Annotated in this window: 13 protein-coding genes; 3 read left to right on the top strand and 10 right to left on the bottom strand. The window is 55.1% G+C overall.

The genetic code is table 11. The features are described 5' to 3' along the window. Positions 1–65: 65 nt before the first annotated feature. The 8 genes from glpK to glpD form a co-directional block, all read right to left on the bottom strand. Positions 66–1,553: a glycerol kinase GlpK gene (gene glpK / locus C1J02_RS11605; protein WP_114878726.1), complete on the bottom strand. Its 1,488-nt coding sequence runs from the start codon at positions 1,551–1,553 to the stop codon at positions 66–68. Between the two features lie 149 nt (positions 1,554–1,702). Then, positions 1,703–3,424: an ABC transporter substrate-binding protein gene (locus tag C1J02_RS11600; protein ID WP_114878725.1), complete on the bottom strand. Its 1,722-nt coding sequence runs from the start codon at positions 3,422–3,424 to the stop codon at positions 1,703–1,705. 67 nt (positions 3,425–3,491) lie between these two features. Beyond that, complete coding sequence (locus C1J02_RS11595; protein ID WP_114878724.1) at positions 3,492–3,764, bottom strand: DUF2160 domain-containing protein; 273 nt, start codon at positions 3,762–3,764, stop codon at positions 3,492–3,494. A 22-nt stretch (positions 3,765–3,786) separates the two neighbouring features. Continuing rightward, the gene (locus C1J02_RS11590) at positions 3,787–4,638 is read right to left on the bottom strand and encodes a carbohydrate ABC transporter permease (protein WP_114878723.1); all 852 of its coding nucleotides are present in this window, start codon (positions 4,636–4,638) and stop codon (positions 3,787–3,789) included. Next, positions 4,638–5,510: a carbohydrate ABC transporter permease gene (locus tag C1J02_RS11585; protein WP_114878722.1), complete on the bottom strand. Its 873-nt coding sequence runs from the start codon at positions 5,508–5,510 to the stop codon at positions 4,638–4,640. Before C1J02_RS11585 ends, C1J02_RS11590 begins: the two co-directional genes overlap by 1 nt. Before the next feature lie 53 nt (positions 5,511–5,563). Next, positions 5,564–6,643, bottom strand: a complete 1,080-nt coding sequence (locus tag C1J02_RS11580) for an ABC transporter ATP-binding protein (protein WP_114878721.1) — start codon at positions 6,641–6,643, stop codon at positions 5,564–5,566. A gap of 12 nt (positions 6,644–6,655) precedes the next feature. Beyond that, on the bottom strand, positions 6,656–7,744 hold the full coding sequence (locus C1J02_RS11575) for an ABC transporter ATP-binding protein (protein ID WP_114878720.1): 1,089 nt from the start codon (positions 7,742–7,744) through the stop codon (positions 6,656–6,658). A 20-nt stretch (positions 7,745–7,764) separates the two neighbouring features. Beyond that, a complete protein-coding gene (gene glpD / locus C1J02_RS11570; protein WP_254693090.1) occupies positions 7,765–9,366 on the bottom strand; it encodes a glycerol-3-phosphate dehydrogenase in 1,602 nt (533 codons plus the stop codon). A gap of 285 nt (positions 9,367–9,651) precedes the next feature. Between glpD and C1J02_RS11565 the strand changes: the two genes are divergently transcribed. The 3 genes from C1J02_RS11565 to C1J02_RS20905 all read left to right on the top strand — a co-directional run bounded on the left by C1J02_RS11565 (position 9,652) and on the right by C1J02_RS20905 (position 12,068). Then, positions 9,652–10,410 carry a DeoR/GlpR family DNA-binding transcription regulator gene (locus C1J02_RS11565; RefSeq protein ID WP_114878718.1) on the top strand — a complete coding sequence of 253 codons (759 nt, stop codon included), beginning with the start codon at positions 9,652–9,654 and terminating at the stop codon, positions 10,408–10,410. 298 nt (positions 10,411–10,708) lie between these two features. Then, positions 10,709–11,761: a chemotaxis-specific protein-glutamate methyltransferase CheB gene (gene cheB / locus C1J02_RS11560; RefSeq protein WP_114878717.1), complete on the top strand. Its 1,053-nt coding sequence runs from the start codon at positions 10,709–10,711 to the stop codon at positions 11,759–11,761. 127 nt (positions 11,762–11,888) lie between these two features. Continuing rightward, positions 11,889–12,068: a hypothetical protein gene (locus C1J02_RS20905; RefSeq protein WP_162798308.1), complete on the top strand. Its 180-nt coding sequence runs from the start codon at positions 11,889–11,891 to the stop codon at positions 12,066–12,068. Between the two features lie 107 nt (positions 12,069–12,175). Here C1J02_RS20905 and C1J02_RS11550 read toward each other — a convergent pair whose 3' ends face one another. Both C1J02_RS11550 and C1J02_RS11545 read right to left on the bottom strand, forming a co-directional pair. Continuing rightward, a complete protein-coding gene (locus C1J02_RS11550; RefSeq protein ID WP_114878715.1) occupies positions 12,176–12,565 on the bottom strand; it encodes a hypothetical protein in 390 nt (129 codons plus the stop codon). Next, positions 12,562–12,948, bottom strand: coding sequence for a response regulator (locus C1J02_RS11545; protein WP_114878714.1), 387 nt, complete (start codon positions 12,946–12,948; stop codon positions 12,562–12,564). Before C1J02_RS11545 ends, C1J02_RS11550 begins: the two co-directional genes overlap by 4 nt. Positions 12,949–12,984 lie beyond the last annotated feature (36 nt).

The raw sequence follows: 12,984 nt of genomic DNA, 5'->3' as shown, positions 1-12,984 counted from the left end.
CCGAACATTTGCTGCGTCTGCGAACCCGAGATTGTCGTCAAAAGCGCTTTTCGTCATTGCCAACCCTAAAACCCCAAGGTGGCCTGAACGGCCTTCTTCCAGGATGCGTATTTCGTCTCTCGTTGAATCTCGTCCATTGTCGGATTGAATTGTGTGTCCTGTGTCCAGGACGCCGCAAAGGTCTGCTGATCCGGGTACACCCCGGCGCGCATACCAGCGAGCCATGCAACCCCAAGTGCTGTGGTTTCCTGGTTCTTGGGACGGTCCACGGGGGCTGCAATAATGTCAGACAGAAATTGCATCGCCCAGTCACTTGCGGCCATGCCGCCATCCACCCGCAACGTGGGCTGAACCCCTGTTGCCTGCCAGTCTGCCGCCATCGCTTCGAGCAGGTCGCGCGTCTGATACCCTACGCTTTCAAGGGCGGCCTTGGCCATTTCGGCGGGCCCGGTCCCGCGGGTCAGGCCAAATACAGCACCGCGGCAATCAGGGTTCCAATAAGGCGCGCCCAACCCGACAAAGGCGGGCACAAGCACGACATTTTGATGCGGGTCCGCCTGTTCGGCCAGTCCTTGGGTTTCGGCCGCATCCTTGATGATCTGCAGGCCATCGCGCAACCATTGCACCACTGCACCGGCGACAAAGATTGACCCTTCGAGGGCATAGGTTGGCTTTCCATCCAACTGATAGGCGATCGTTGTCAGCAGCCGGTTCTCCGACACAACGGGCGTTTCGCCGGTATTCAGAAGGGCAAAGCACCCGGTGCCGTAGGTCGATTTCAACATCCCCGGTTCAAAGCAGGCCTGCCCGATGGTCGCGGCCTGCTGATCCCCGGCGACGCCATGGATCGGGATTTCCGCGCCAAACAAATCTGACTGCGTGTGCCCAAAATCAGCGGCGCAGTCTTTCACCTCAGGCAACATTTGCATCGGTATGTCGAGCAGTTTGCATATCGTGCTGCTCCACCGTCCTTTGTGAATGTCATAAAGCATCGTGCGCGCGGCGTTCGTGGCATCGGTGGCGTGAACCGCACCGCCAGTGAGCTTCCAGATCAGGAAACTGTCGACTGTGCCAAACAACAACTCGCCATTGGCAGCACGTTTGCGCACGCCCTCGACGTTGTTCAAAATCCACGCGAGCTTGGTGCTTGAGAAATAGGGATCAAGCAAAAGCCCGGTGCGGGCGGTGATCATCGCTTCATGTCCGCCGTCGCGCAGGGTGCGGCATTGCTCTGCGGTGCGGCGGTCTTGCCAGACGATGGCATTGTGAATGGGGTCGCCGGTATTCTTGTCCCAGACAACCACGGTTTCGCGCTGATTGGTGATCCCGATCGCGGTGATCTGTGACGCTGAAATGCCGCAGCGTTCGATCGCCCCGCGGCATGTGGCGGTGGTTGTATCCCACAGATCGTGGGGGTCATGTTCAACCCAGCCGGAGTCGGGGAAATGTTGCGGAAACTGTTCTTGTGCACTGGCGACAGCCGTCATCGTGCTGTCAAACAAGATCGCACGGGTCGATGTCGTACCTTGGTCGATGGCCAGAACATAGGTCATTTTGGATCCCCCGTTTCTTTGGGTTGCAAACAGCGGCCGCCTTGGAAAGCAGCCGCTGATCTTATCAACTGGAACAGGTCCAGCTGATAATTTGCTTCGTTAGTTATGCAATGTGTTTGGGGCCGACCGTCTGGCCCCAAACGAAAGACTTACTGCCAGGATTTGATCAGCTCGTCATAAGAGATCGTAACCGGATCTTCGTCTTCGTTTTCCAGTTTTGCCTTGGGCGAACCGGGCTGCTCAAGCCAGTAGGACGGATCCCGTTCTTCGTTCATAACCGGACCAATGTCGCCTTGCACACCTGCACGCTCCAGACGGATCAGGACTTTTTCCTGATCTGCGCACAATGCGTCGAGTGCTTCTTGTGGTGTCTTGGCACCCGACATTGCGTCGCCAATGTTCTGCCACCACAGCTGAGCTAGCTTCGGATAGTCAGGAACGTTGGTGCCGGTTGGCGACCACTGAACCCGTGCTGGTGAGCGATAGAATTCGATCAATCCACCCAGTTTTGGCGCACGCTCTGTAAAGCTCTCATGCTGGATCGTCGATTCACGAATGAACGTCAGGCCAACATGGCTTTTCTTTACGTCGACAGTTTTGGATGTCACGAACTGCGCGTAAAGCCACGCCGCCTGTGCACGATCAACTGGTGTGGATTCCATCAGCGTCCATGAACCAGCATCCTGATAGCCGATCTTGGTTCCCTCAACCCAATATGCACCATGCGGCGAAGGTGCCATGCGCCACTTTGGCGTGCCATCTTCGTTCATCACGGGCAGATCAGGTTCTACTGACGCGGCAGTAAAGGCCGTGTACCAGAACATCTGCTGTGCGATATTGCCCTGCGCAGGAATTGGGCCTGCTTCAGAGAACGTCATACCAGCGGCGGCTGGAGGAGAGTACTTTTCCAGCCATTCGATTGCTTTGGTCACAGCATAGACTGCTGCCGGGCCGTTGGTCGCACCACCACGGGCAACACAGGAACCTACGGGCTGTGAATTTTCATTCACCCGGATGCCCCATTCGTCCACAGGCAGGCCGTTCGGCTCACCAATGTCGCCGGCACCGGCCATGGAAAGCCACGCATCAGTATAGCGCCAACCCAATGAGGGGTCTTTCTTGCCGTAGTCCATGTTGCCAAAGACTTCGCCTTCGACACCAAGACGCGACAGGTCACGCCCGGTAAAGAATTCAGCGATGTCCTCGTAGGCCGACCAGTTGACCGGAACACCCAGATCGTAGCCATACTTTTCTTTGAAGTCGGCCTTGTTCTGCTCGTCGTTGAACCAGTCATAGCGGAACCAATACAAGTTCGCGAACTGCTGGTCAGGCAATTGATAGACTTTGCCATCCGGGCCAGTTGTGAACGACAGACCGATGAAGTCCGCCAGATCGAGGTTCGGGTTGGTGACAGCCGCACCGTCGCCGGCCATCCAGTCGGTCAGGTTGCGGGCCTGCTGGTAGCGCCAATGGGTGCCAATCAGATCGCTGTCGTTGATATAGGCGTCATAGATGTTTTCGCCCGACTGCATCTGGGTCTGCAGCTTTTCAACAACGTCACCTTCACCGATCAGGTCATGGGTGACCTTGATGCCGGTGATCGCTTCGAACGCAGGTGCCAGAACGGTGGACTCATACGTGTGGGTCCCAATCGTTTCTGACACAACGTTGATCGACATGCCCGCATAGGGTGCTGCCGCATCGACAAAAAACTGAAGTTCAGCTTCCTGTTCGGCGCGCGACAGCGTCGACATATCCCCGATTTCGCTGTCAAGGAATGCCTTGGCGGCATCCATGTCAGCGAACGCAGGTGCGGCAAGCATGCAAGCAGCAAGACCTATCGCAGTGGTTCCTTTAAGTCGCAAGTTCATGAGTGTTCCTCCCTTATTGAGAACAGTAAAGGCAGCCCGGTTCTTGCACACCGGCCCCCCCCTTCGATTAAACCCAGCGGAAAACCGCTATGGCGTAAAACAGACTTACAATCAGCGCACCCCATTGGGGGGCATCGAGCAGTCCGAGCCAGGCCAGATTGATAAAAGCCGAGCCCAATAGCGTGATGAACAACCTGTCACCCCGCGTCGTTTCGATCCGAAGAATACCGTTGCGCGGCACTTCGGGATATTTGATTGCCAGGATCGTAAAGGTGATCAGCGTGGCCGCGATGATGCCGAAGAAAGCGGCGGTGGGCCAAGTCCAAGCCATCCATTCCATATTGTTTTCTCCCTTTCGTTTCTTACACGCGGCCCAGGGCAAAACCCTTGGCAATGTAGTTGCGGACAAAGTAGATCACCAAGGTGCCGGGCAGGATTGTCAGAACACCCGCCGCGGCCAAGACGCCCCAATCAATCCCTGCGGCACCGACGGTGCGGGTCATTGTTGCCGCAATCGGTTTGGCATCCACGCTGGTCAGCGTCCGGCTAAGCAGCAATTCAACCCAGCTGAACATGAACAGAAAGAACGCGGTGACACCGATCCCCGAGGCTACAAGCGGCGTGAAAATCCGCAAGAAGAACCGGGGAAACGAATAGCCGTCGATATAGGCGGTCTCGTCAATTTCCTTGGGCACACCGCGCATGAACCCCTCAAGAATCCAGACCGCCAGGGGCACGTTGAACAGACAGTGCGCCAGGGCCACGGCAATGTGCGTATCAAACAGCCCAACTGAGCTGTAAAGCTGAAAGAACGGCAGCGCGAAAACTGCAGGTGGGGCCATCCGGTTGGTCAACAGCCAAAAGAACAGATGCTTGTCCCCCATGAAAGTATAGCGGCTAAAGGCATACGCAGCGGGCAGGGCGACGAGAAGTGAGATGACCATGTTCATCACAACATAGGCCATCGAATTGAGGTAGCCTGTGTACCATGACGCATCGGTCAGGATTGTCACGTAATTGTCGAACGTGAGGTTGCGTGGCCATAAGGTAAAGCTGTTCAGGATCTCCGAGTTGGTCTTGAGGCTCATTGTCAACAACCAGTAAATCGGCAGCAGCAAAAACAGCAGATAGAGACCCATGACGATGGCGTTGCCCTTGATTTTGGGCAATCCAATGCTGCGTGACTTTGGGGCGGAAACTGTAAAATCAGACATTAGTGGCCATCCCTTTTGTCAAGGTTCGTCATCACTGTGTAGAACACGTAAGAGACCAGCAGGATCACGAGGTAATACATGATCGAGAACGCCGCAGCAGGGCCAAGGTCAAACTGTCCCAGCGCCATCTTGACCAGATCAATCGACAAGAATGTGGTCGAGTTGCCGGGCCCACCCCCTGTCACCACGAAAGGCTCGGTGTAGATCATGAAGCTGTCCATGAACCGCAAAAGGATCGCAATCATCAGAACGCCCATGATTTTGGGCAGCTCGATAAAGCGGAATACCTTCCAGCGGCTGGCCTGATCAATTTTGGCGGCCTGATAATAGGCGTCAGGAATGGATTGCAGGCCGGCATAGGCCAACAGGGCAACAAGCGATGTCCAGTGCCAGACATCCATCACGATGACCGTGATCCATGCGGCATAGAAGTCTTGCGTATAGTTATAGTCGATGCCCAGTGCGGCAAGCGTGTAGCCAAGCAGGCCAATATCGACACGTCCGAAAATCTGCCAGATCGTGCCCACCACATTCCATGGAATGAGCAGCGGCAAAGACATCAGCACCAGGCACAACGAGGCCCAAACACCCTTTTTGGGCATGTTCAGCGCGACAAAAATACCAAGTGGAATTTCGATGGCCAGAATGATCGCGGAAAAGACGATCTGGCGGCCCAATGCGTCCCACATGCGTTGCGACGATAACATCTCTTTGAACCAATCAAGGCCTGCCCAAAAAAACTGGTTGTTGCCGAATGTGTCCTGCACCGAATAGTTGACGACTGTCATCAGCGGGATCACGGCTGAAAAGGCGACGAGCAAAAGAACGGGCAGAATGAGGAACCATGCCTTTTGATTGACTGTCTTATTCATGGTGCGTTCCTCTGGGCATTGTGGGCGGCAAAAGGGGGTTGGGCAGGGTCATATCAGGCCGCCTTGGGCGCGACGCGCCAGCTGTCGGAATAGACGTTGATGCCCGCCATATCGAAAACAACGCGGTTCATATCGGGGGAAATGTTTGCACTTTCCGGGGCGAGGATGTTGATCTCAGTCCCATGGAAATCGGCGCGCACGATCTTGTGGCGGCCGACATCTTCCACCCGCCTGATCGTCACTGGCAATCCTTCATCGCCAGAGCTGAGCGAGGTGAATTCAGGGCGCACACCAAGCTCGACTTTGCCTGTCGGGGTTCCAAACCCCTTGCCCAGCGAAATCTCTGTGCCTGCGACAACGGCCTTGTCGCCGTTCACCTTGGCCTCGAGGACATTCATGCCTGGCGAGCCGATGAAGTAGCCAACAAAGGTATGCTCTGGCTGCTCAAATAGCTGCTGAGGTGTTCCCATTTGCACAACGCGGCCGTCGAACATCACGACAACTTTGTCAGCAAAGGTCAACGCCTCGGTCTGATCGTGGGTCACATAGATCATCGTGTGACCAAATTCATGATGCAGGGATTTAAGTTGCGTGCGCAGTTCCCATTTCATGTGCGGGTCAATGACGGTCAGCGGTTCATCAAAAAGCAGCGCATTCACATCTTCGCGTACCATGCCACGGCCCAAAGATATCTTTTGCTTGGCATCCGCCGTCAGCCCACGCGCCTTGCGGTCAAGCGTGGCCTCCATGCCGATCATCGCCGCAATTTGTTGAACCCGGTCGCGCACATAGGCGGCATCGGCACCCCGATTGCGCAGCGGGAATGCCAGATTGTCGCGCACTGTCATGGTGTCATAGACCACGGGAAACTGGAAAACTTGCGCAATATTGCGTTGCGTGGTCGGGGACATGGTGACGTCGCGGTCATTAAACAGGATACGTCCCTGGCTTGGATGCAGCAGGCCGGAAATGATGTTCAATAGTGTGGACTTGCCGCACCCGGATGACCCCAGCAGCGCATAGGCTTCGCCATCAATCCAATCGTGGTTGAGCTCTTTGAGGGCATAGTCCTCTTCGCTCGTGGGATTTGGAAGATAGGAATGCGCCAGATTTTCGAGGGTTATTTTTGCCATTATTGAGGTCCCTCAGGCTGCGGTTGCATATGAGGCAGGGGCGACTGAAGTGCCGTCTTCTGCAAAGATGTAAACATGTTCCGGGCTCAGATAGACGTCCAATGGCGCGCCAATTTTCAAATCCTTGACCCCATGGATCAGTCCGACCCAGCTTTCGCCCTGATGATCGAGGTGGATGAATGTCTCGGATCCTGTGATTTCGGTCACGTGCAGTTTTGCACTGAATTCCAACGCATCTGCGCTCTGTTTTTTCAGCTCCAGATGGTTCGGACGGAACCCGGCGAGATAGCTGCCGTCCTCCAACCCCGCAAGCGCACCGGAAGCTGCTGAGGCCTGACCTTCCCCGAAAATGATCCTGTCACCTGATTTCCGAATTTTGAGAAAATTCATCGGCGGATCAGAAAACACCCGCGCTGTCGTGGCGTTGACGGGCTGTCTGTACACAAGCGGCGTCTTTCCAAATTGGGTGATCCGGCCTTCCCACATCGTGGCGGTATTGCCACCCAGCAACAGGGCTTCTTCGGGTTCGGTTGTGGCGTAGACAAAGATGGAGCCGGCTTCTTCAAAAATCTTCGGGATCTCGGCACGCAACTCTTCGCGCAGCTTGTAGTCAAGGTTCGCCAAAGGTTCATCCAGCAAAACCAGGCCGGCGTCTTTCACCAGCGCACGCGCCAGCGCGCAGCGTTGTTGTTGGCCACCCGAAAGCTCCAGCGGTTTGCGATCAAGAAATGCAGAGAGTTTCATAAGGTCCGCGGCTTTCTTGACAGCCACATCAATCTGATCTTTCGACTGCCCCAAAAGGCGCATCGGACTGGCAATGTTTTCATAGACCGTCATCGACGGATAATTGATGAATTGCTGATAGACCATCGCAACGCCCCGGTCTTGAACGCGCATGCCTGTCACGTCCTTGCCTTCCCAGATCACCTTGCCACGGTTGGGCACATCGAGACCCGCCATCAAACGCATCAACGACGTCTTGCCAGATGACGTTGGCCCAAGCAGCACGTTCATGGTGCCGGCCTGAAGTTCCAGATCGGTCCGATGAATATGTGTCTGGCCGTTCACGACCTTGGTCACGCCCTCTAGAACAAGTGACATTTCTCTCTCCCTTTCGCAGATTACCCTGCGTGTTGCTGCAACAGATCGGCGGTCGATTTTGCCATCCATCCATCCAGCACGTCGATTTCTTTCTTCGTGAGCCTGAGGCCCAGTTTGGACCGCCGCCAGATGATGTCATCAGCGCTGCGTACGTATTCGTTTCGGATAAGCCAGTTCACTTCCCGTTCGGTCAGATTGGCCCCAAAATCCTGCCCAAGGTCAGCTTGGGTTTTTGCATCGCCAAGGACATCAAACGCATCCAGGCCATAGGCCTTGACCAGACGTGAAACCCAGCGCGCATTCAGGAAGGGATACTGCGTTTTCAGCCGCTCCATCAGCGCGGCAACACCATCCACCGGAAAATCACCGCCGGGCAGGGGCACGCCAGCCGTCCATGGATCCCCGGTCTGTGGGAAAAACGGTGCGATCTTTTCCAGCGCGGTTTCTGCCAGCCTGCGATAGGTCGTAATCTTTCCACCAAACACATTCAGGATCGGCGCACCGGCAGATTTATCGACCTTCAGAACATAGTCGCGGGTCGCAGCCGTCGCCGAGGTTGCGCCATCATTGTAAAGCGGGCGCACGCCCGAATAGGTCCAGACGACATCGTCGGTCGTGACCGGCTTTTTCAGGTACTTGGACGCAAACTTGATCAGGTAATCCTGTTCCTCGGGGGTGCAGACCGGTTTTTGATTGACGTCTTCATGGTCGGCATCCGTGGTCCCGATCAATGTGAAATCGGTCTCGTAGGGAATCGTGAAAATGATCCGTCCGTCTTCACCCTGAAAGAAATAACACTTGTCGTGGTCATAAAGCTTGGGCGTCACAACATGGCTGCCGCGCACCAACCGCACACCTTCGGTGGAATTGATCCGAACCGTGTTGCGAATGATATCCTCGACCCAAGGGCCGCCCGCATTCACCAACATGCGCGCCGTGACCATCCGGCGTTTGCCGCTTTCGTTTTCTTCAAGTGTGATCTGCCAGGTGCCATCAACCTGTTCTGCGGAAATGACCTTGGTGCGCACATTGATCTTCGCGCCACGTGCTTCGGCGTCACGGGCATTGAGAACGACCAGTCTGCTGTCTTCAATCCAGCAGTCAGAATATTCGTAGGCTTTTTCAAACCGTTCCTGCAGCGGCGCACCTTCTGGCGTTCCCGCCAGTTTGAGCGATGTTGTGCCCTTCAGAATCTTGCGCCCGCCCAGATTGTCATACAAGAACAGACCAAACCGGATAAGCCATGACGGACGCCTCCCTTTCATCCAGGGCATCACAATACTCAGCACTTTTGATGTTGGCGTATCGCCCTCGAACCGCATGTCTTTGTGGTACGGCAGGACAAACCGCATCGGCCAAGAAATGTGTGGCATCGCCTTGAGCAGGGTCTCCCGCTCAATCAATGCTTCGCGGACAAGGCGGACTTCCCAGTATTCCAGATACCGCAATCCGCCGTGAAAAAGCTTTGTGGAGGCGGAGGAGGTGGCAGATGCCAGGTCGTTCATTTCGGCCAGCTCAACACTCAGTCCACGGCCAACCGCGTCACGGGCAATGCCACATCCATTGATGCCCCCGCCAATGACGAAAAGATCGACAATTTCCTGATTTTCACGCTGATCCAATGAAGCCCCCCGCATTCATGACCGACGCAGCCTCCCAGCTTGCGGTGCTAAATCAATCAACACCATCCCGCGGTACAAGGCAATAACGAATGTTCGTTTATTTTCGGTATTGCGTAAGGCCTTGAAAAATATGTGCCTTATTGTTCGAATATTCCCGTATTTGACCAATTCCTCCAATATCCTGCGAATCGGGCACTTGACGCTGCGTCCGGACTGCTGATTGTTTAGGCACATAAATGCCCCGCAGGTGCGCGGTTTGGGTTTGGGTGCGGCAAAGGGAAAGTGATGGTCTCGAATTTTAGACAGAAAGAGATACTCGAACTTGCGCGCAAGGAAGGTAAAGTCACGGTCGATGGTCTGGCCGGGCTATACGATGTCACTGTCCAGACGATCCGGCGCGATTTGTCCGATTTGGCGGATAGCGGTCGGCTTGAGCGTGTCCATGGCGGTGCCGTTGTCCCGTCGGGTGTGGTCAATATCCTCTATGAAGAACGCCGCCGGCTTAATGAGGCCGGCAAGAAGGCGATTGGTGTGAAATGCGCGCAGGCGATACCGCACGGTGCGTCGGTCTTTATGAACATCGGGACAACCACGGAAGCCGTCGCGCGCGAGCTCCTGGACCACGAGAACCTTCTAGTTGTGACCAACAACCTCAACATCGCAAACATTCTGGCCGCCAATCACAGCTGTGAAATCATTCTGGCGGGCGGTGTTCTGCGGCGCGCTGATGGGGGCATTGTCGGCGGGCTGACGGTGGACATGGTCAAGCAATTCAAATTCGACTACTCGGTCCTTGGCTGTTCGGCCATTGATGTGGATGGTGACCTGCTTGATTTTGACGGGCAGGAAGTGATTGTCAGCAACACGGCGATTCAACGATCACGCAAGGTGATGGTTGTTGCGGATCACCTAAAATTCGAGCGTAAGGCACCGCTGACCATCTGCTCCCTTGCTGATGTTGCGGTTATTTTTACGGATGCCAAGTTACCCGGTGAATTGTCCGCAAGATGCGACGCTTGGGGCACCCGTGTCATAACTGCATGAGGGTTGGGGGCACTGTTCTTGTGCATGGCCGGGTTAACCCTGTCGTCTGGCTCAAATACCTTGAGCCTGATTAAACAAAACTGATCGAAACCTTTGCCGCGCAGCAAGGCAAGCTTTGATGGTCGTGAGATCGATGTGCCGGTGGATTGTCGCAGCGTTTTCGTAGGGCAGCACGGTCACCAGACCTTTCCGATTAAGGACCCCTTCACAACTTGCAGCCATAAAGGTCGGGGACGCCACGTGGATTTACACACCTTTAGGCACGTGCCGTCTGGGAATTGGAAAGTCACCGTTTTTCATGATGAAACGAGTTGTAATTGTCGACGATTCACGCGCCATGCGCGCCTGGCTGCGGGCCGTTCTGGATCGGGATCCACGGCTCAACGTGGTGGGTGAAGCGGAAAATGCCAATCAAGCCCGCCAGATCATCAAAGAAACAAAACCTGACGTGATCACTCTGGACATTCACATGCCGGGCATGAGTGGGCTTGAGTTTTTGTCACGTCTCATGCGGCTTCATCCCTTGCCCGTTGTCATGGTGTCAGCAGCAACCAAATTCGGTTCAGAAGCCACAATCACTGCCCTGATGAACGGCGCGGTTGACTGCATTTTGAAACCGACAGGTGGCACAGATGCCAAAACCAGTCGGGATATGGCGCGGCGGGTTTTTTCCGCCGCATGCAGCAGTGTCAGACCGTCAGGGAAAGCTCACTCTTTCGCCGCCCCCACCTTGCAGCCGCCTGATGGCGGGCCGCAGCCCATTATTCTGATCGGTGCCTCAACCGGTGGTGTCAGAGCGCTTGAGGTCGTCTTGCGGGATTTGAGCCCTGATGGCCCGCCGGTTGTGATCGTTCAGCATATGCCGGCGACGTTTTTGATCAGTTTTTCAAAACTGCTCAACCGGAAGCTTGATCAGGATGTCGGACTGGCAACTGACGGTGGGTGTCTTGGTGCAGGGCAGATAGTCTTGGCCCCCGAACAGGGTTTTCACACTGAGATCAATCGCCGAAATGGCAGATGGGTCACGTACCTTAGACCCAATAACGAACGGGTCGCACATTGCCCGTCAGTGGACGCGCTTTTTTCCTCGGCGACACCGTTTGGTCATGATGTGATTGGCGTGATTTTGACCGGCTTGGGCCGGGACGGGGCCGAAGGGTTGCTGCAACTGCATCGCTCAGGGGCGCAGACCATCGGCCAGAATGAAGAAACAAGCGTGGTTTTCGGGATGCCCAGAGCGGCCTGGGAATTCGGTGCCGTTGATCATCAACTGCCGCTTGAACATATTGGTCAAGCGATCAACGCAGCAGTTGAAAAGCATGGCCGACGGCCGCACCGTTTGGTCAGATGATCAGTATGTGGTTTTCATAACCTAAGGTGAATACGCCATAACGGTTGGTCCCGATGCAACCATCTCGACGGTGCTGGGGTCCTGCGTGGCGGGTTGTTTGTGGGATTGGATCGCAGGGGTTGGCGGCATGAACCACATGTTGATCACCGCCGGCAAGCAACAAGATGCGCGGTGCAATGGCCCAGTATGTTCGTTCTGGGGAATGTCCGGGGCCGTTCGCCAACAGACCGTCAGGGAAACAAGCCTTATCGTTGAACCACAAGTGCTGACCCTGCAACCCAAGGGGCATGGGATAGAGCTTCTTTGAGGACATTCTGCGGTTTTGGGGGGCATGCGGTGGTCGTCGACAATTGGTTTGACCTAGGTAACGCATGAACAACGCAGTGATTACGCCAAAGTATATGCCTGAGTAATCTAAAACAGATCGAGATCACCAGATCCATCGTTACTGGTTTCAGAGCCTGCCGGGATCTTTCGCGAACAGACCAAGACCTTTGTGTCGTTGAGGGTGAGCTTGGCGCTGATCTCGGCAGCGATGGGGAAGGTGAGCGAGCCAGTACCCTCAGTATGCCCCAACAACAACGCCAACCTGGCGAGGTCTTCCAGCGATTGACGCAGATAATCAAGGCTTTGCAGGTGGATAATCACCTGTGCAAGCTGGGGCGTCTTTGCGCATAATTCTTCACCAATTTCATGTTCCAGTTTACGGACCTGAACCCCCAATGTTCCAAGGTAAGCAGACAGCCGGATCATCACATCAGAAAGCGCCTCGGCGTCGGCGGACTGAACCAGTGAGGGCGTCAAAGTCTGCCCACCACCGCTTCGATGCAGGTGCGCAGGGCGTCCGGCTGAAAAGGCTTTTTAAGAAAGTTGTTCATGCCCAATTTCTTGCCGTAATCAACGATCTTTTGCTCTGCGTTTCCAGTAATCAGGACAAACCCAACACCCTTTGTTTTTGGTGCACCGCGCAAGTGTTGCAACAAGTGCAGACCATCCATTTCTGGCATGTTGTAGTCTGAAATCACCAGGTGAACAGGATGCTTGGCAAGAGCCAGCAACGCCTGTTTGCCATTTTCCGCAGTTGTAATGTTACGCACGCCAAAGCCGTCCAGAGCTTGCGTGATCAACCCGCGACTGGTTGACATATCATCCACCACCATGATCCTGATTTGATCGCGCAGTGCCATAACTTGGTTCCTTTTCGGTTTTCTGATTGCGCCAGG

The sequence above is a fragment of the Sulfitobacter sp. SK011 genome (genome assembly GCF_003352065.1).
Lineage (GTDB): Bacteria > Pseudomonadota > Alphaproteobacteria > Rhodobacterales > Rhodobacteraceae > Sulfitobacter.
Note: the sequence above shows the minus strand (reverse complement) of the source record. Positions and strands in the feature narration are given on the sequence as shown.